The 19,979-nt window shown below is 45.7% G+C and carries 8 protein-coding genes; 2 read left to right on the top strand and 6 right to left on the bottom strand.

Annotation, left to right across the window (positions count from 1 at the left end; all coding sequences use genetic code 11):
• Window positions 1-5: 5 nt before the first annotated feature.
• The 5 genes from GXP65_RS01615 to GXP65_RS01595 all read right to left on the bottom strand — a co-directional run bounded on the left by GXP65_RS01615 (window position 6) and on the right by GXP65_RS01595 (window position 16,917).
• Window positions 6-497 (bottom strand): DM13 domain-containing protein, encoded by a 492-nt coding sequence (locus tag GXP65_RS01615; RefSeq protein ID WP_162091828.1) that lies wholly within the window; start codon window positions 495-497, stop codon window positions 6-8.
• Window positions 498-824: 327 nt separating this feature from the next.
• Window positions 825-1,718 (bottom strand): OmpA family protein, encoded by an 894-nt coding sequence (locus tag GXP65_RS01610; RefSeq protein ID WP_162091827.1) that lies wholly within the window; start codon window positions 1,716-1,718, stop codon window positions 825-827.
• Between the two features lie 29 nt (window positions 1,719-1,747).
• Window positions 1,748-5,263, bottom strand: coding sequence for a hypothetical protein (locus GXP65_RS01605; protein ID WP_162091826.1), 3,516 nt, complete (start codon window positions 5,261-5,263; stop codon window positions 1,748-1,750).
• A gap of 30 nt (window positions 5,264-5,293) precedes the next feature.
• Complete coding sequence (locus GXP65_RS01600) at window positions 5,294-15,811, bottom strand: DUF11 domain-containing protein (RefSeq protein WP_162091825.1); 10,518 nt, start codon at window positions 15,809-15,811, stop codon at window positions 5,294-5,296.
• A gap of 476 nt (window positions 15,812-16,287) precedes the next feature.
• Window positions 16,288-16,917 (bottom strand): SDR family oxidoreductase, encoded by a 630-nt coding sequence (locus tag GXP65_RS01595; protein ID WP_240334927.1) that lies wholly within the window; start codon window positions 16,915-16,917, stop codon window positions 16,288-16,290.
• Window positions 16,918-17,203: 286 nt separating this feature from the next.
• Here GXP65_RS01595 and GXP65_RS01590 point away from each other — a divergent pair, with 286 nt between their 5' ends.
• Complete coding sequence (locus tag GXP65_RS01590) at window positions 17,204-18,598, top strand: HAMP domain-containing sensor histidine kinase (protein WP_162091824.1); 1,395 nt, start codon at window positions 17,204-17,206, stop codon at window positions 18,596-18,598.
• On the top strand, window positions 18,595-19,224 hold the full coding sequence (locus tag GXP65_RS01585) for a response regulator (protein WP_162091823.1): 630 nt from the start codon (window positions 18,595-18,597) through the stop codon (window positions 19,222-19,224). Before GXP65_RS01590 ends, GXP65_RS01585 begins: the two co-directional genes overlap by 4 nt.
• Before the next feature lie 88 nt (window positions 19,225-19,312).
• Here the strand turns inward: GXP65_RS01585 and GXP65_RS01580 are convergent, their stop codons facing one another.
• The gene (locus GXP65_RS01580; protein WP_045396287.1) at window positions 19,313-19,873 is read right to left on the bottom strand and encodes a sugar O-acetyltransferase; all 561 of its coding nucleotides are present in this window, start codon (window positions 19,871-19,873) and stop codon (window positions 19,313-19,315) included.
• Between the last annotated feature and the right edge of the window lie 106 nt (window positions 19,874-19,979).

The following is a 19,979-nucleotide window of genomic DNA, read 5'->3' as shown; positions in this document are numbered from 1 at the left end:
GACAGTCAGTTCTGATTCAGTTTTGCGACAGATTCGAGCTTCGCGGAGGTAACAAACTCACCAAATGTTTCACACCAAACAATAACGGTCGTGTAGTTGTCTAAAGGCAGATCTTGAGGAAGAGTGACCATAAAACGGTCAAATGTTTTCACGTCACCGACATTAACCATTTGCGCCTTCAATCGATTGAAATCGGCTTCCGTTTCAACAAATGTTGGAGAGAGATACACTTTATAATCCGGGCCAGGAGCTAACTCACCTTGAAACGCAATGGTGTCCTCAGTTAACCAAATCTCGCCCTCCCCCCAATGCAAGAAGTCACTGTCAGTTCGATTACGATCGAAAGTCCCCTGATACAGCACACCTTGACTAGATTTCGAGATAACAGAAATATCCGGAGAGTCCGGTTGGATAAGAATAGGTAGGGCGTAAATACCCGCAGCAAAACCAGCCAAAACACATAACGTGTGGCTTACAAGGAACAAAATCCATTTCATAGTTATTTACCTAGCTTTAACTAACACGACGTCATTGATAAATTTAGTCCATAAATCTCGCTAAATCAGTCAATTACTCAAAACCAAGAAATTTCCTATATGATTTTCAGGGCAATATCACACTTCGAATTATTATATGAAGACTTTCAATACCTAAACCAAAAGAGAGCCAACCAAGGAAGTGCAACTAATGGAAATGATAATGAGAAAAGTTTTGGTAGTAGAGAGGAAAAATTGAAAGGAATAATAGGAAAAACTAAAAAGCCAGCCTTTAATTTGTTTGATTAGAGACTGGCTTTTTGACAAAGGCTTAAGTTAAGTGATTAGTTACTCTATCGAACCTTCCTTGAACACTATAAAAGCTCGACGGTTGAGTGCATTGGCCTCTTTAGAACGTTCATCGATAGCCGGCTGTAGTTCACCAAACGACTTCACTTCCCATAAGAATTGCGATGGGTCGATTTTGGTTTTCAGATACTTCACTACTTCAGATGCTCGGCGCTGTGCCAACTTCTCGTTGTATGACAGCGAGCCAATTTGGTCCGTATGGCCCACAACCAGAATACTACCCTGCAAGCCTTGTAACTTATCAGTGAAGCTGTCTAATTTGGCTAAATCTTCCGGTTTCAGTTGGGACTTATCGAAATCGAAGTGCGGCGTCATCGCCATGTAGATTTTGCGGTCCGGCTTTGGTGGCTCACAAAATGGCATTTCTTCATATTTTTGCGCCTCTTCGAACACCACAAAAGCACGACGGTTTTCAGCACGATCTTCATCGGTCTTACCTAACGCTAATGGCTGCGTTTCACCAAAATACTTCACTTCCCAGTCATAATGGTCTGGGTCGAGTTTTTCTTTCAGAAAGCTTTCCACTGATTGAGCGCGGCGCAGTGACAAAGCTTCGTTGTATTCCAGTGAACCTTTGTAATCGGTATGACCAACAATGGTAATTCGACCACTTAGACCTTCGATTTCACTTACAAACGCATTTAAGCTCGTCGCATCTACGTCACGGATGTTGTACTTATCAAAGGCGAAATGCTCCGCTACAACAATGTGAATTTCTCGCTCTGGCGCTAGACATTCGCTGATTAAGAATTTCGATACGTCCAAGTCTGTAAACTTGTCTCGGTTCTCTTGGCTTACGTAAGTATCAGTGGCGCAACCAGCGATAAGCAGCGTGCCCACTACCCCACCAAGAAGACGAAGGGTTGTTTTCATAAATTCCTCTCACTCATTCACGGATGGGGTTATAACTTACCAACCAAGTTGATGAATACGCCTTGTGCGTCGTAGTCATCATCGTTGGTTAAGTCGCTATCAAAGGCAGAGAAGTTGTAACCAATACCGACTTTGAAGTTGTCACCGATGTGCTTGTTCACTGACACCAAGGCACCATGTTCCAACTCGTCATTTAAGGTGTCCGTTTTCCAGTGGTATTCACCGGTGACGTCCCACTCTTTCATTACTCGGTAAGAAGCGCTTAAGCCATACAGGTCAATGTCACTTTTGACGATTTCGTTCTTACCGGATTCACGCGCAAAGACTTCTTCTTTGTCTTTGTGTGCGTATTTCGCGCCGACATCCCAGTTTTCATCGATGCTGTAAATCGCTTCGACTTCGATGATTTGGCTGGTTTCGTCTTGGTAATCCACGTCACGGTCTAGTTGATCATAATCCGCAATGTAGGTGTAACGGCTCAGTAAGTTAAGGCGGTCGTTGTAGATTGGACGGTATGCTAAGCCACCGGTTGCTTCGACAAAGCGCGCCATGGTCTCACCTGTGGTTTGACTCTCAGTGATCGAGTAGTTGTACTTACCAAACAAGGTGTGCTCTTCCGTTAAGCGATGCGTGTAACTGTTGGTCGTCACGATCTGCTCCAGCTCTCGCTGTGCGACATCGGGATCGTCTTCGTTCTTGTCGACACGGTATTCCAGTTTGTGGCTCAAGTTGATGTCATCCAAATCGATTGACGCATTCAAGCTGACGGATTGTCGCTCGGTGATTTGGTTTTCATCGTCTTCGATTTCACCTTGTTGATAACCAATGCCCATTTCGACATCGTCTGTCACGTCGTAACCAAATCCGTAGGAGTCGATACGGCCGTGGCCATCGTTTTCATCGACAAACTGGTTCTCTTGGTAGAAATCCACGCTTGAAGTCAGGTCAGCACGTTGGCCGACAATCACGTTGTTTTCACCTTCGTAGTTGTCATCCACGTAAGTGACATAGGTAGAGTGGTCGTCAGAGACATCATACGTCACCGTCGCTTCGGCAATTTCGCCACGGTCACCAGTGGTGTACTCACCGCCCAGTGATAAGTCTTCCAACACGCGGAACTCAGCCCCAACAGAAACACTGTCGTTATCGTCGTAGTCGTCCGATTGGTTCATGGTGGTTTGGCCTTTGACATACACGCTGTTGTCGCTGTCCCACATGTAATCCAAACGTAAACCTGCCAAGGTTGCATTACTTTGTTCATCGGCTTGGTTGAGCTCATCCACCTGTTGGCCTGCTGCCGATAGCTTGATGTGCTGAGTCAATTTGAATTGGGTTTCTAACTCAATGGTCTCTGAATCTGTTTTCAGATTGCCATCCATGTCACGCTCTTCGTTGGCAGAAAAACGCGATAACACAGCAATACGGTCAGTGGCTTGCAGACGTAATTCCGCCCCATACGCTTCTTGCTCAAGGTCGTCGCTGCTGCTTGCATAGCTGTAACCGGCGTCTTTGTCTTTGTACCAAAGTTTGACATCATTACCGACCGCACCGAAGATGCTCGGAGCTAAGTCATACAAGTTCGCAACGGCTGTCACTTGAATGCTGTCACCTTCGCGGTCTTCTAGACTGTCACCAATTGGCGTAAAGGTTAAACCACCATCGTACGAGACAAAGTTCGACTCGGTTTGTCGGCCTTCACTGTGAGCGAATTCCGCTTTAATAAACGTTCCTTCCGTCGCACGAAGCGTTAAATCAGAACTGTAAACTTGGTAGTTTTGGTTGTCTTTCTCTTCCGTCGCGTAGGTGACGCCAAGGCCGATGTAGTCATTCACCCAGCCTTTCACACGGCCGCCGTAAGACATCGCATCCAGTGAGTCAGAGCCTTGAGGGACGTATTCGTAGTCCACAACCAGATAGTTTTCGTAATCGTCGTTGCCTTCAATCACGCTGCCAAAACTGTCAGACATGATGTTGTCGAGCGGCTTAGTCAGGATAATTCGGCCTTGGTATGGGTCAAATTCATAGTCACGCCCCGGCTCTAATGGCACTTCGTTTTGCGTGAGGTTATTTTCGTCGACAACCTTAACGTAGACCTTGTCACTGCCTGGTACTGCTTCGCCGTGACGCAAGAAATAAAGCGAGCCGCCAGTGCCAAGAAATTCATCGTGTGCATACAGAGAGTCTGCTTCTGCTGCAAAACCAACGATGTTCAATCGGTCTTCACCGTACTGAGTGGTATCGCGAGTGCGGTAGTCCGCTTTGAAGCCATATAAGCTACGGTTGTAATCGCTGGTTTCTGTGCCTGTGACACCCGTGTTGTAGTTGCCCCACAAGTACTGCGACTTGTCGTATTCTACATTTAGGTAGACTTTGCCTTTGGTATTGACCACTTTCTCGATGTTTGAGCTGTCGCCATAGTTGCCGTAGTACAACTCGTCATCGTCTTCTAGAATGTCAAACACGTCTGAATCTTCCGATGCAAACGGGTGCTTAAACATGTCTTTCAGTTCACTTTCTTTGGTGTCAAAGTGAGTCGTAATACGCAGCTTGTCACCAAACTTACCTTGGCCAAAGTACGCCAGACGACCTTGGTTATAGATGTCATTTTGGTATTGATCATCGACGCCAAGCGCTGCATTGTTGCCTGATACGTTGTTCTTACCGATGTACAAATCCGCCAAACCAGTTTGTGCATAGTAAGTGTCTGGGATACGCACGTAGAGTTGGTAACGGCGCTCATCGCCATTATCAAACACGACTTTGGTTGGGAATACATACGCGTCGGTAGGTAGGTACTGCTCTGCGTACAAGTTGCCATCTTCAACGTCGAATTCGTCTTCGCCAATGATGACTTTATCAACGCCTTTAAGGCCAGTACCAATAAACTTCGCCAGACCTGCGTCGGTCGGAATGTTGTGACGCATCAACTTAGCTTGGCCATAGCTGCGGCCTTTGCCCTCTTCGTCTTCGTTGTCATTACGATCGATGTCCACTTCTGCATCCGGACGAACGAGATCCGTCACACCCACAGTAGTGACATCCATATTGCCGTCTTTGTCCCATGCTTTAAGTCGGAACAGCAGCTGACCGCCAACGTCAAACTGGTAGTCTACATCTGTAGCACCGTCCCAGTTGATATCAAAATCGTTGGCCAACTTATCGCCTTCTAGCACTGCAATCGGCTCGGACAAACCAAAGTCGCCCACGCGATAAACTTCAAGTTGGTATTTTTTGATGTAGTAGCTGTAGTTAGTGGTAATGGTGAAACCAACGCTATCGCGCAGCGTACCCTCTTCCACTTCTAGCTCATCACTGACGCTCACATCCAGCACTGGGTCAAACCGCGTGATATCACGACTCGCCCAAATTGCGCCTTGGTCTAAATAAATACGCGATGCGTCGTCTTCTTGTTTTGGTGTTTCGACCGCGATATCAGTGGTCTCTGACTCGAGTTTTTCTAACTTGCTGGTATCAGCTGCCATGCCCATCATCGGCATGGCAGACATAACACAGGTAGCTAAACGAGACTTGCTAAATACTTTCATACAAATTCCAGATACTGCTCCAATGACTCACTACTCTTGCTCGGTGTCTTTCGCTTTGCGATGAACACTGAAGTTAAACTTGGTGAGCTTATTCGGGGTAATTCGCAACACTTTCGGGTTTTCGCTCACCACTTCCATCGAAGTTGGTAACGAGTCAGTGTCTAACTTCACTAGGAAGTTTTTCCCTTTCTTATTCAGCACCCATTGGTCGGGCACGTGGTAGCGTCCGTACTGGTCTGTATGAATAACGATGCCTTCCACCGTCATCAGCTTGACACCTGGTATCCCGTCTTCATAAACCCCTTTGTTCTCAATCACGATTTCCCACAGGTAGGCATCGCCATGTCGATAGAGGTTTCTTGTGACGTTAAGATTCTCTGCACTTAGGCCGTTCTTTTTGTCTGATTCATGAGCAAACTTGATTTGGCCTTGCGCATCAAATTCGATGCGTGAGCCACCGTCCGATGTGACGGTAAAATCAAAGCTCTCACGAGTACGTGTTTTGAATTGAATCGCGACAGATTTTGTTTCAGAGATGGTGCGGTTTATCGAGTGGCCCCAAAGATCACCCAATTCAACACCTTCTTGCACGGCTGAAATCACTTGACCATTGTCTTGCTCATCCTCAACCGACAGCTCTTTCCCATCGCGGACGACGATTGTAGAGCCAGCGATGTAGTCCTGTGTAGGCAAGTTGGCAATCAATTCCACATCAAATGCCGTCGCGTCTGCTTGGAAGCCGTCTTTGTTGTGGTCTTCAAACACCTTTCCGATGATGGATGAGGTATCAAACACCTTGTCCGGCTCTACGGTCACTTTGGCACTGTCTTCGTTCGATACCGCAAGGCCATCGACTTTCGATACCGCGGTGTTGATGTAGTCACCAAACGTTGCGCCAACGGAAACTCGCAGTAGATAACGAATACGTAGCTTCTCGCCCGGGTCGAAGTTCAATGATGTAAACAGCAGCTTGCCCGTGTCTGATGGTTCAATCGTCAACACTCGGTCGTCTTCATTCCCAAACTCACCATCTGGACCACTCAACACCACTTCCGATGTATCAAGGATGTACTTGAAGCCGCCAGGGTAACGGTCTTCCACGGTGACGTTTTTGAAGTACGATTCGTTGTTGTTTTCCACGATCACTTCGTATTCCACGGCATCGCCCACTTGTGTGGTGTCTTGCAACGCCGCTTTCGTTAGCAAAAGTTCACCACTGTTATCTGGGATCTTCTTGATGTGCGTGGTCACACTGTCACTGGTTTGTGTACCGTCGGTTTCTGTCGCGGTAAAGGTGTTGGTGATGTCGTCATCCAAGCCTTTATCTAGCGTGCCCACAACTTCAAAGGCAAACGCATTACGTTTTTTCGACTTAAGGTTGACCGTCAAATCCAAATCTTCGCTTGCCGGGAAGGTATGGCGATCAATCACGCTGCCGCTGTCGTCTACTTCAACACCTTCAATGGTCCAGTCGGTAAAGACTTTGTTGCCCGCTTCATTTTTCAGCTCACTGATTTCATCGGTTAGACGAACATTGGCTGCGTTACCATCACCTTGGTTCGTCACGGCTAGGTAGTAAGTCACGGAATCATCATCCGGTGTGTATTCCGGCTTATCAGAACGCTTCTCAACCACAAGCTCAGCAGGAACAGGCGGTAAATCCAACGCTGCGACTTGGTCTGCAGAACCCTGCACTGAGGTTGGCGACGGCATCATGCCTTTTGAGCGCGCCATTGCAGCCGGGTTCCACGTCAGATCTAAGTAGTAACCGAGTACATCAATGTTGGTCAGCATGTCTTCATTGACGGTCAACGTGAAGGTGTAATCAATCTTACCGCCCGGTGCGATATCAACGATGGTGAACAGATCTTTATCGTCTTCATAATCGCCCGGCTGAGTCTCAGCACCTTGCCAATCGGCCGTTAGCGTCCAATCATCAAAGGCTTTGTCACGAGAACCATCGATGTAATCACCCATGGATTCACTGAACTGGGTATAGATAGCAACGTTCTTCGCAATACCGCGTCCAATGTTTTCAATCACTAGGTGATATTCCACTTTTTCACCCGGCACGTAATGTGGTGCGTCGGTATAAAGCTCAGCTTGTACAACCGCACTCACACTCTGAACAGGAGGGCTGATCACATCCCCACCATCGACTTGCGCGGTGTTCACAATGGCCCCAGTCGCTGAATCCACAACCGTGCCTTTCGCGCGGAATACCACCTTACCTTTTGGTGCAATATCCACGCTGTATTCTGTTGGGCTGACTGATTCGACATTGCTGCCTATAGTTTGTGATTCAACCTCAAGCGATGTTGAACCATCGACAAACGCAGGGCCTGTCGTACCATCGTAATAACCAACTTGGATAGACGACATGTCATCCACCACGCTCAAATCGGTGATGTAGTTATTCGAGGTGTTCTCGATAGTGATCAAGAACTCCAACTCTTCACCAGGCTCGTATTCGGTTTGAACGTTTGTTTTGGTGGCAACAAAATCGGAATCCATCGGCAGCATAATCGCCGTTGAATCTTGAGAAACACCGTTGTAAGTGACGGTTGCTGTGTTGCTGATCTCACCAATCGCGGTGGTACGGATCAGCGCTTTCACACGGAAGGTCACGGTGCTTTCAGGCGCAATATCCATGGTTGCATTAATATCGTCGCTGAGCTCGAACGTTTTTGGTGTCACAACCGTGCGTTCATCCGATGCTTCGTACGTCACTTCCCACAACATAAACGCCGACTCTTTATTACCACTGGTGGTGTCAACATCGATGTCGCTGATGATGTCTTTCAGTTCAACACCAGAAGCAAACGCCAATGACGTGTTACTCACCGTAATGTCGTAGTTGATCAGCTTCGTCACTTCATAGGTTGGCGTGTCTACCGATTTGTCGATGGATACCGTCGCGAGGATCGGTGTACTGATTGCACTTTTTTCTGTTGTATTCCCTTCAAACGTTGTACTCGCGGTATTGGTGATGTCACCCGTCGCATTGGCTACCGTTGTCGCTTGAATGGTATAAACGATCGTATCTTCAGGAGCGATATCCAGCGTCTCTTTCAGATCTTCACCTGTTGTTGGTGCTGGTACTGGCGTTTCACCCGTTGTTGAGACCGCTGAAATCTGGATCGAACTTGGGTCAAACGCTTTTCCTGTGGTACCGCCAGCAAGCGTTGTTTCAATCGACTTCAATGTATCTTCAATTTCAACGGCTTCTGCCCAACCTAAGCCGTTGTTCTTAACCGTAACGGTATAAGTCAGCTTATCACCCGGTAGGTATTCAAGCTTGTCGACTTCTTTCGCCAACGTGACTTGTGCGTCTTCAGGCAAATACGTTGCTTCCGCTGTGTAGTCTGTACCATCACTGTCCACTTTAACTAGGTTAGTGATGTTGCCTTTGGCCCTGTCGTTAACGGTATTCGTCACAACAAAAGAATAGCTATCGCCAGGATGGATACTGTAAGTCGCGCTATAACCCTGATCGGTATCGATCACGTTTTTACGAGCGTTCAGCAAAGGATCGCCACTACCACCGAGTACTTCATCACTGATCACCCATTTACCCGTAAAGGCTTGTGCTTTGTCAGTACTGTTCGCCACATCGGTCATAATGGTATCGATGCGATCCACCAGCACTTGGTCGACCAAGTAGCCTTCACCGACGTTAGTTAACGTAATTTTGTACGCTACAGGCTGACCCGGCTGGTATTTTGCCTCCGGCTCCGCAATTGGTGTTGTCTCTTTGGTCAGTTCCAATTGGCCTGGTTTTGGTGTGATATAACCTTGTGTTAGTTTCGCTCGCTTACTACCGAGGCCATAGAGAAGAAAGGCAGTATTAGTAAAGCGACCGATGGCATCATCACGAACTTTACCTTGGATGTGGATACGAATAAGGGTGTATTTATCACCACCGCCAGTAGCAGCATCATCACGTCCCGCCATTTTTATCGAACCCGCAGGAATATTGATGTCCGGATTAGCGACACCAACGAGTTTATCTAGCTCAGAGAAGTCATTTGCTGCAGGATCAGACGGCGCGGAGTCTAACAGCACTTCATAATCCAGAGTCCATTCTTTTAAAGCGGGTTTCATTGAGCCATCGACGGTTTCAACCTCAAAGCTCGCAATGTCATCTAGTAATCCAAAATAACCTGTACTCACATCATCATTAGTGATGTCGATGTAGTAGTTAACCGTTCCACCCGGTACATATTGAGGAGTATCCGTCCATTTATTGATCAGATATTGAGATCGACCCGCATCAAGAATAATGTCATTTGTAGTGTTACTAACACCATTGTGCATCACTTGAGCTGTATTGGTTATCGTTCCCGTCGCAGAAGCAGCTACCGTGCCTTTCACATCAAAGACTATGTGCTCTCCAGGTCGAAGATCTACCCTCGCATCTAGTGGAACGTTGCCACTGTAGTTCCCTTTTACGGAATAAGACCCGACAGGCTCAATCGCGATCGACGTTGCCCACTGTTTAAATGCATTCGTGCCATCTGATGTTTTTATGTTATTGATCGCATCGATAACACGAACGTCATTCGCAATACTATCGCCCGTATTTTCAAGGGTGACTTGATATTCCACATCACCACGAGGTGCATAAGTACAGCCACTGCCATCACTCGAAGGAACCGAACAGCTCACCGACTCACCATCGGTATACTCTAGGGTCTTGAAGTAGTTAATTTCTGAAGGTTTAGGTGGAATAGGCTCCGACGAAGCAGACTTACTATCAGCGGTCACTCGGTTCGCTTCAATCTCACCCAGCGCGTCGTCTCTCACTGTACCTGTCAGGTTAAAGGTCAACGCTTCGCCAGCTGCAATATCCACTTCGATATCGAGATTGCCGGCTACGCTGTAACCCGGAACATAGGTATCAATGTTCGCGTCGATACCATTACTCACCGCATGACTGATATCACCAGAGGCATACGCCGGCTTTGTCGCTCCACCAATGACCTCTACACCAATATCGGTCACCGTATCTTGAATACGCACATCGTTCGCCCACCCGTTTTCAGGGTTAGTAACGACGAACTCGTACTCCACTTCATCACCAGGAATGTATGTATCTCCTGAGGTGAAAGGCGCACCATTGATTGAAACTACGCGTTTTTCCACATTGATATTGTTCGCCAAAGGCATCAATGTAGCCGTGCGATTTTTACCATCGTAATTTGCGGTGTTTTTAACATCGCCTAACGCGTCTTCACGGATAACGCCATGAATGGTGAAGACCAATGACTCCTGAGGTGCAATAACAATGTCATGATCAATATCGATATTATTGCCATCGACAAAATCTACCGCTTCGGTAATAGAGCTCGTTGCCGCATCTTTGACTAGACTTACTTCCCAGCCAGCAACAAAAGGTTGTCCAACCGGATCACCACCCGCCGTCGAATTATCTTCCGCAATACGGGTTTGAATCGCTGAGATGGTGTCTTTTAGGCGAGAGCCATACTCGGTGCCATAGCCGTTGTTTTTTAATAGAATACGGTAATAAACCTCACTCTCCCCTGCAGCTTGTGAGTAAGAATTTTTCTCTACGCTGAATCCTGCATCAGGGAAGACCTTCTTATTGAAAGTAATCTCTGGATCAGCCATAGAAGATGGAGGGGAAGACGCAATCAATGCATTCCCATCATCTTCATCAATATATGCACGGTTTGTAAACGAACCGACCGCTTTGGGACTTATTTTGGCACGAATGACATAACGCACATGTGGGTCAGAGAGAACGCCACCAAAGTTATCTGCTGCGATATCAAAGTGTGTATTGATCGGTTGATTATCTTGAATCGCATTGTCTACGTCTGGGTTTGTAATACCCGAGTTATCAGAGAAGGTTTGAATCGTCCAACTGTCAAAAGCAGGACCTCGAGTTCCGTCGTAGTAATCCGTTGTTATCTGATCGATATCATCACGCAAGCTGATGTCATCAACGTGAGCACTAGCAATGTTATCAATACGAATTTGGTACTCAACGTAACCACCTGGCATGTATTGTGTCGCACCAGTCAGCTTGTTGCCGTCGACGTCGTAGTAGGCAAGGATTGTTTTCTCATACTTAATTTGGCGAACCGTTTGTCGAATCTCATGCGAAATCTTATCGCTATCAACGATTAACTCGTTATCAATGTTGCCATTAGCCTTGTCATTAACAGTAGCCACAACCTCATACTCTAGGGTCGCCCCCATCGGAATATCGGCAGAGACATTTAGGTCATTATCAACCTTCTCATAATCACCTGCATTGACATATTCGCTACTCTCACCTGTGGCTGTATGAGTGATTGTCCAAGTAGTGAATGCGGGCCCCATAGAGCCATCAACGAGCTCTGTTTCGATTCCAGAAATTTCATCGATAATTGAAATGTCATCCGCATTTGCCTGACCATCGTTCTCAATGATCAATCGGTATGTGATGGTTTGGCCTGGTTCGTACACTGTTTCATCAGTGACTTTATCGAAATTAAGGTGGTAATCGTTCGGAATAACGATCGTGCCACGATAATTGATATCACCGACCGCATCCGGACGAATCACGCCTTTAACGGTATAAGTAACGTCTTCACCTTCATCAATATCAATCGCGGTGACGATATCATTGTTGTCAGCGACCGTACCGTCTTTAGTACCATCTGTAGTACCCGCATTGGCAGGTACACTTTTCTCAACACTTACGCTGAACTGGTTAGATTTTGTCGCAGGATCGTAGAACGGGTTACCTGTTGAGCCATCTTGCAATTGAACTGAAATACCATTAACCAGTTCATTTACATTAACGTTATTGCGGTAACCTCTGCCCTCTTGTGACGTGTACTTGAAGGTGTAGATCAGTTCATCACCCGGCGAGTAACGGTTGATGTTGGTGGTACGGAAAACATCACCATTGTTATGTACTTGGTGGTTTTCAGCAACGGCACGTTTGAAGTATTCGCAGTCTGTCGTACAACCGGAGTCACGCATATCAATCAATATTGCCTCATTGCGAATGACATCTAGATTGCCAGACTCAACACCATTGGATACCGCGTTATCTTTAACTAAAGCCTTTATCTTAATCGTCTTCAGCTCACCAGGAGGAAGAGATAAAGGGATTCTTACATCATTGGTAGATTCGCTTCCGTAACCACTACCAGTATCAACTAACCAGTGAACAAAGGCTTGCTGAGTGGCAACATCACCCACAAAGCCATCTTTGTCATTAGCAAGCGTTGTCAAAACTTTAGTGAGCTCGTCTCTTAACTCAACCTCTGCCATCTTTTCTTCGTCGTTGTTCTTCACCAAGATGGTATATTCAAGGTAATCCCCTGGCGTATAGCGAACAACATCCGTCGTTTTTGTTAGAGATACGTTAATATCAAAGGCACTATCTTTATTGTTGATTTGAGCAGACGCACTGTGGTCACGATCGGTTAGTGGATCATAAACATCAACACGGTTAGAAACTTGGTCAAATGGGTAAGCATTGTCAACAACGCCCGTAACCACATAGTGAACCCAACCTCCCGGCGTGATATCAACGTCGGTATCAATATTTTCGTTATCTGCAACATCACCGTAGCGTGAACCAAGCTCGTCGGTATTTGTCGAGCCTGTTACAGACCAGCTCGAGAAGAAGTTCAGTGCTTCGATGTCATCCTTAACGGTTGCATCATTGGCGTACCCCACTCCACGGTTGTAGATGTAGATATCAAACGTTGCACGCTCACCAACAATAAAATCGGTGTTTTGAGCTGTTTTCGCCACAACAAGATTTGGCTCATTCGGGTGCGTCGTGACTGAATCCGCCAGATTGATATTGTCTTCTACTTCAGTCGACTTGACGGTTGCAGTGTTAGAGAACGATCCCCACAGGATCTCAGTATCATCACTGCGATCAAGAGTACCAACAATGGTATATGTGATGGTTACACCCGGTGGGATTTGAGCGATAACATCAAGATCGTTGTTATCAGAAAAGTCTCCGGCGTCAGCGGCGACTTTTAACCAAGGTGAATCCGCCTCGATATCTGCTGAAATAGTCCAGGAGGAGAATACTTTCTTCATCGCACCAGCAGGCTCCAGCAGTTCTGCCTCTATGGTGCTGATTTCGTCTTTGATTGCGATATTAGAAGCAAAACCATTGCCTTCAGGGTTAGTCACACTGATGGTGTAAGTCACTTCATTGGTCGTATTGGTGTACCAACTTTCTTCATCATTCCCATCGACGCGCTTATCTAGTACCAAATAGTAATCACGAGGGTACGAGCCTCTGTCAGAGAAAAGCTTTTCATTAACTTCGACGACATTTCTGATCTCGCCGTCTGCAATTGGGTTTACAATGGCAGCAATCGAATAGATGATGGTTTCTTTTGGAGCGACAGTGGCAGTAACATTTAAGATATTTTTATTAGTTTGATTACCACTAATTTCGCCAGAAAAGCCCGGCTCACTGATCGTAGAAACCGTGCCATCTTCCGCATACGCAACCGCAGTCACCACCCAACTGATGTATGCCTGAATCGATGTGCCATAGATAGAAGTGGTGGTTACTGACGCTAAGTCATCAACAACCGGTACATCGATGGCGTAGCCATCACCGGTGTTTTCTAGGGTAATGGTGTAATTGAGCGTATTACCCGCAGAGTAATAACGTGAATCGACTTCCTTTTGAACTTTAAGATTGGAGTTAGGCATTTGAACACCAGAGCCTACCTCACCAAGGTTATCACCCAGACACAGCCCAGTATCCGTACCATCGTCTACGATCTGTCCGACACTGTTATCTGCTACTTTTGCGGTCAGTTTATAACGAACATAACCTTCTGGGGCCAAGTCAACTTTTAAGTTGATGTCATTGCTAGTCCAAGCGCCATAGTTGAATGAACCATAGTTAGAACCTTCACCACTGCTATTTGCAACTTCAAGCTTCCACTCAGAAAATGCTGAGCCAGTTGAACCATCCACTTGCTCGGTAACGTTACAAGCAAACCTATCTAGCACCACCACATCGTTGGCAAAGTACTTCGAATCTGTATTTGAGATCTCAATGTCATACACCACCTCATTCTCACCAGAAACACCTGGAACATAAGTCGTGTCAGTGGTTTTTTTGAATCGAGTAATTTGGCTGGAAGACGAACCCAACACCTCTTCAGTATTTAGAGTACTAGCCATGACGCCAGCAGAATCTGCACCGCCTTCGTCGTTAAGAACCTTAGCTTCGATCGGCGGGATTTGACCAATAGAAACCGGACTCGCGTGGACAAGTATGGTGTACTCAATATACTCTCCAGGGTAGATTGACACTTTGTCATTAAGGGACTTATTGGTCTCTGCTCCAGAGGCAGCAAGAACGGAAGAGCTTCGAGGGTCAATATGAGTGACCTCGTTGGTCCAATTCGAGTAAGGGTTCCCCATGGTGTCATCAGCATTTTTGTCGTTGCTAATATCATTGCCTAGCTCTGACGCTAAAGCGTCCATCAACTGCTGCACAGTATAGTTGTGAGCAATACCAGCATTGGATGCATTGCTAACCTTGACGGTATAAGAAAAATCGTCGCTAACGAGATAGTCATCTGTTTTGTTCAGCGTGTGGGTTAGCGTTATATCGGCTTCTTTGGGTGGTGTTGACGTCGCTGCTGGCTTTTTTGTACCGTCACGCGTCTCAGCTTCTGCGCTATCGTTTATGATATCACCAACTAATTTCGGATCTACGATGCCAGTGATGGTATAGATGACCGACTCACCCGCCGTAATCGATACATCCGTCGCCTGCAAGTTTCCAGTGTCAGAATATGTGCCTGCACTGCTTTCGGGATCTGATGTCTTAGCGCTAACTAACACTGAAGTAAACGCTGGAATCAAAGCGCCATTGGTATCTTCTGCCTCGATATCCGCTACGAGATCGGTAACAGTCATGCCTTGGATTTTTGCTGTACCCAGGTTTGTAACTGTTAACTCATAGACAAGAGCCTCCCCAACACCGTAGTTGCCTTCAGTTACATCAAGTTCAATGGAGTGCTCGTAAACGACGCGTTGATGTGTCGTCGTATTAGACTGTTCTCTTAAAAGCGCACCAGAGCGGACATTTGCAACATTAGCAATATCCCCTGCTGCCTGAACAGATACTTTGGCCTTGATAGTGTAAGACACCGTGCCATTATTTCGAATGTTTACGTTAGTCGCGGCAAGGCTGCCATTTCTGTCGTAATCACCTGCTGAAGATAGAAAAGAAGCAGTTGCCGAGATCTCTGCGCTTTCAAACGCATTAACCGAACCTCCAGACTCCCCGGAAGTCATGATGCTCATAACATCGTCATTAACCTCTAAGCCAAAAAGCGTGGAGCCAGAGGTATTGGTTAGAGTCAATGTGTATTCAATCTGGCTGCCGTTATCGTATTGGCCACTTATAGGTGACAACTGGACATCAAGACCGGCTATATCCGCTTTTGCAGGCATAGCAATCAATACCATGAAAAGTGATATGACGGCACCAATGAGAATACGGATAAAATGACTAAAATCTTTCGACATACTTACTTCTACTACCCAAAATCAGAAAGTTAAGGTTCATTAAGATTAATTAAGGCGAATTAATCAGCAGAAAAGTGTATCGAAGTAGATTTCAATGCAGTCGGCATGTTTCTATTGAAGAGTTTTTTAAATGCCTATTTCAACCATATAGAAAAGCAATATGTAAGCTAGAATTTGAGGGGGATACCATTCAAGTTATTGATACTTTGGCGCAATGAATAAAATCAAAACCAATATTTTTATAACTATTTAGCTTATGGAACCTTATAAATGCGCATAATTAGCGACCAAATCAAGTTCAAAGAGGGAAGTTTTTGTTGACATGAGTGACCAGGAACACCTCAACAAAGCGTATTCCTAGTCAATAGCAATAGGGCTTTTCTAATCTAGCAAACTATCTTGGTAGATCATTTTCTTACTCATTCCTCCATCAACAACCAAGTTATGACCATTAACGAAATCATTCTCAGGGTGCGTTAAAAAAGACACGCATTAACAATATCTTTGGCTTTCCCTACTCGGCCTGATGGGTGCTGTTGATGGTCAAAACCATCAAGTTCGTCATACCCTTCAACCTGAATCCAACCCGGACTGACTGCATTTACAGTGATGGACGTTTCTGCCAACGAAATAGCCATCGACTGTGTCATTGATACCACACCACCTTTTGACGCGCCGTAAGCATCCCAACCAGATTCATTTTGATTCCAGCGCGTAGAGGCAATATTGATAATTCGCCCATAAGGCTGAGAATGATTCAACTCAATAAATCGTCGGGAACAAGCAAACGCACCTTTGAGGTTGACATCAATCACCCGTGAAAACTCTTCAAAAGTCAGCTGTTGAATGGGTTTGTTAAAGTTGGCGATCGCACCATTGTTGATGAGAACATCGACTTTGCCGTACTGTCTTTGGATCTCATCAAAAGCCTGTTCAATCTGCTCTGGTCGCCCTAAATCAACGAGGTGAAAATCCATATCTGGATTCTTATTGGGCGCAATGTCTAGCACGATAACTTTTGCTTGTTGCTCAAGGTAGGCAAGAGCAAGGTGTTGACCGATACCTTGGCTACCACCAGTAATCACGACCACTTTATCTTTATACATACAGAGTTCTTAATTGTTTTTAATAACCACAATTTTAGAGTGCTACCACTCATAAAAATAGAAATAAAAGCAAAAACGACCAAAATACCTTCACCAGAAGCGGAGTAATATCAAATGAGCTGTATCCCTATTCTGTTGGGTAACTTTCCTATCAAATTAGCCATAGCATTGATAAGTTAACTTCACTCAACCCTGAAACTCGCTTCGAATATACAGGTAACTTTCCACAATAAGATTGCAAATATCCCTTATTGCTACTGATAAAAACGCAATTTAGACTGAAACCATGGATATGTTACTCATCTTCAAAATCTACCTCTTCTATGGCTTAGCTTTCTTCGCCATCTTTTTTGCAATTTTGTTTCGGGATTTACGAAAAAGCCGGATCGCAATTGCTTCTGCTTTGCCCATCCTTGCGTTATTCGGCTTCATACATGGTTTCCATGAGTGGTCAGAACTTTACTTGGTGATGTATGAACACGAGTTTACCCTGACCAAAGGCGTAGAAACTTTCAAGGTATTCAAACTTTTGTTTTCGTTCATTGCTCTCGGTGCTTTTGCGTGGAAGATGCTTGGCCTCACTGATTGGAAAAACGTCAAAGCCATTAAATACGGAGCCGTAGCGGTTATCGCTCTGTTTGCTGCTAGCTTGGTCATCCGCTTTGGTAACAAAGAGTACGCCATTTATATTCACGATACTGCGAATCAAGTCCGCTGGATCTTTGGTTTAGGTTCTGGGCTAATTTCAGGATTAGCCATGATGAGTTACGCCAATATTCTCGAACAAGAAGGTCATGGTGCTTCACTACCCTTTAAACTGACCGGCCTTTCGCTCATTGCATACGGCATTTCAGCAGGCTTACTTACAGTTGATTTAGGGCTCTGGGTGCTGCTCGTGAGAATGGTTTGCGCACTCTCTATTTTGTGCACCCTTTGGATTGCATTACGCGTATTTGATGATGAGAAAAGCAAGCAGCTCGAAAGCAACATCCAAATTTCTCAACAAGATGCCAAACTTAAAGAACTTGGTGAACTGACTTCCGCTGTCGCTCATGAAATCAAGACACCGCTTTCCAGCGCGACCATGAGTTGTGATTTGTTGGAAAAACAACTGCCCGACAACGAGGCTAGTCACCGTCATCTGGCTCGAATTAGGCAAGGATTAGAACGGGCTGCTGAAATCAGTCATGAGGTTCTGAACTATGCTCACCATAAACCGATTCAGCGAGAAATCGTTTCACTGCAACAGGTCGTTGAACAGGCACTCTCTCTGAACCAATACCGTTTAGAAGACTTTGCTGTAAGCACATCCCTAGATAATACGCTTAGTGTCTTAGGTGATGCAGGTCAATTGGAAGAAGTAGTGACCAACATCATTGGCAATGCAATTGACGCTAGCCAAGAACACAAACAACTCTACATAGAAACGTATCAAGACAAACTGATGGCGATCCTCTCCATTTCCGACTGGGGAACTGGCATGCCACTGGACAAGATTGCCAAAGCGAAAACACCTTTCTACACCACAAAACCAAGGGGTGAAGGCACAGGAATGGGATTGGCAATCAGTAATCAAATTATTTTACAACACGGTGGCGAGCTAAACTTGAGGAACTCGAAGAAGAGTGACCACATTACTGGCTTAACGGTTGAGATCCGCTTACCAAGGAACATTGAATGACATTAAAACTCTTACTTGCAGAAGACGACGCAGAATTGCGAGAGGTTCTCGTTGAAGCATTAACCTTGGAATCGTTTCAAGTGGTCGCATGTGATAATGCAGAAGATGCATTAGACATCGCCAGTGAACAACATTTCGACCTAGCGCTATTTGACGTCGTAATGACGGGGATGACCGGAATCGAGGCCCTTTCTACCTTAAGAAGGCAGCATCCCAACATTGGCATTATCATCACTACTGCATTTGCTACAGTCGACGTAGCGGTAGACGCCATGAAAAAAGGAGCGGATGAGTTTCTCACTAAGCCATTCAATCTCGCAGCTCTATCTGTCACCTTAAAACGAGTCCATGCTGAACGGTCACCAAAATCTCCTCTCGATGAGAGGAAGCATGACCAAATCTTTAGTGCTCTCTCCAACCCAATTCGCCGCTCGGTTATCAAGCAACTAAAAATCCATCGAAAAATGAAGTTCATGGTTCTGTGTCGAGTCGTCGGTATTGAAGACCACACCAAGTTCAACTTCCACCTAAAACAACTAGTCAACAGCGGCTTGGTTATTAAAGAAGATGGGCGAATTTACTCACTTACAGAACAAGGTCAACAAGTTCATTCCAGCATGCTTTGACGCCTTTTAAATGCATGAAAAAGCCGACTGAATGTCGGCTTCTTAATTTTAATTCGCTTTCCCGTCCTGAGATAAGTTACCAATTCAATTATTTTTGTGTGATTGGACGAATTACTTTACACGGATTTCCTGCAGCAACTACGTTCGGTGGGATATCTTTCGTAACGACACTGCCCGCGCCAATTACCGAGTTTTCACCGATAGTCACACCTGGGCAAACTATCACGCCGCCGCCTAACCATACGTTGTCACCAATAGTAATCGGCGTGCCAAACTCAACGCCCTCCTCTACACGGCCTTTGACATCCAGAGGGTGCCCCGCTGTATAAATCTGCACGTTAGGTGCAAACAGAACGTTATCACCGATATGTACTTCCGCAACGTCTAACACCACGCAATTGAAGTTGGCATAGAAGTTTTTACCCACTTTGATGTTAGAACCATAATCACATCGAAAAGGAGGCTCAAGGTAGGCCCCCTCTGAATCGGGAATAAGCTCGTCAATTGCGCTTCGCCATTCGTCGGTATCAGGAATACTGTTGTTAAGTTTTTGCAGAACTTTTCGGCATCCAATTCTTGCTTGGTATAGCTCTGTATCCCAAGCATCGTATGGCTCGCCTGCCAACATTTTTTCTTTTTCTGTTCTCATTATTTACATCATCTCACCAAAGTAAAAACGCATCAAAGCACATCACAACGCCGCAAAATGTGACTGGCGTAATGGATTATTTATTTGCGTGAACACTGTGGTGAGA

It is taken from the genome of Vibrio sp. LB10LO1 (genome assembly GCF_010092875.1).
Lineage (GTDB): Bacteria > Pseudomonadota > Gammaproteobacteria > Enterobacterales > Vibrionaceae > Vibrio > Vibrio campbellii.
This window is presented reverse-complemented; position numbering and strand designations above follow the sequence as displayed.

Bases quoted from the DNA above. Each gene is read 5' to 3' on its own strand.
- GXP65_RS01610 (WP_162091827.1), bottom strand. From the start codon at position 1,718: ATGAAAACAACCCTTCGTCTTCTTGGTGGGGTAGTGGGCACGCTGCTT.
- GXP65_RS01590 (WP_162091824.1), top strand. From the start codon at position 17,204: ATGGATATGTTACTCATCTTCAAAATCTACCTCTTCTATGGCTTAGCT.
- GXP65_RS01595 (WP_240334927.1), bottom strand. From the start codon at position 16,917: ATGTATAAAGATAAAGTGGTCGTGATTACTGGTGGTAGCCAAGGTATC.
- GXP65_RS01580 (WP_045396287.1), bottom strand. From the start codon at position 19,873: ATGAGAACAGAAAAAGAAAAAATGTTGGCAGGCGAGCCATACGATGCT.
- GXP65_RS01600 (WP_162091825.1), bottom strand. From the start codon at position 15,811: ATGTCGAAAGATTTTAGTCATTTTATCCGTATTCTCATTGGTGCCGTC.
- GXP65_RS01605 (WP_162091826.1), bottom strand. From the start codon at position 5,263: ATGAAAGTATTTAGCAAGTCTCGTTTAGCTACCTGTGTTATGTCTGCC.
- GXP65_RS01585 (WP_162091823.1), top strand. From the start codon at position 18,595: ATGACATTAAAACTCTTACTTGCAGAAGACGACGCAGAATTGCGAGAG.
- GXP65_RS01615 (WP_162091828.1), bottom strand. From the start codon at position 497: ATGAAATGGATTTTGTTCCTTGTAAGCCACACGTTATGTGTTTTGGCT.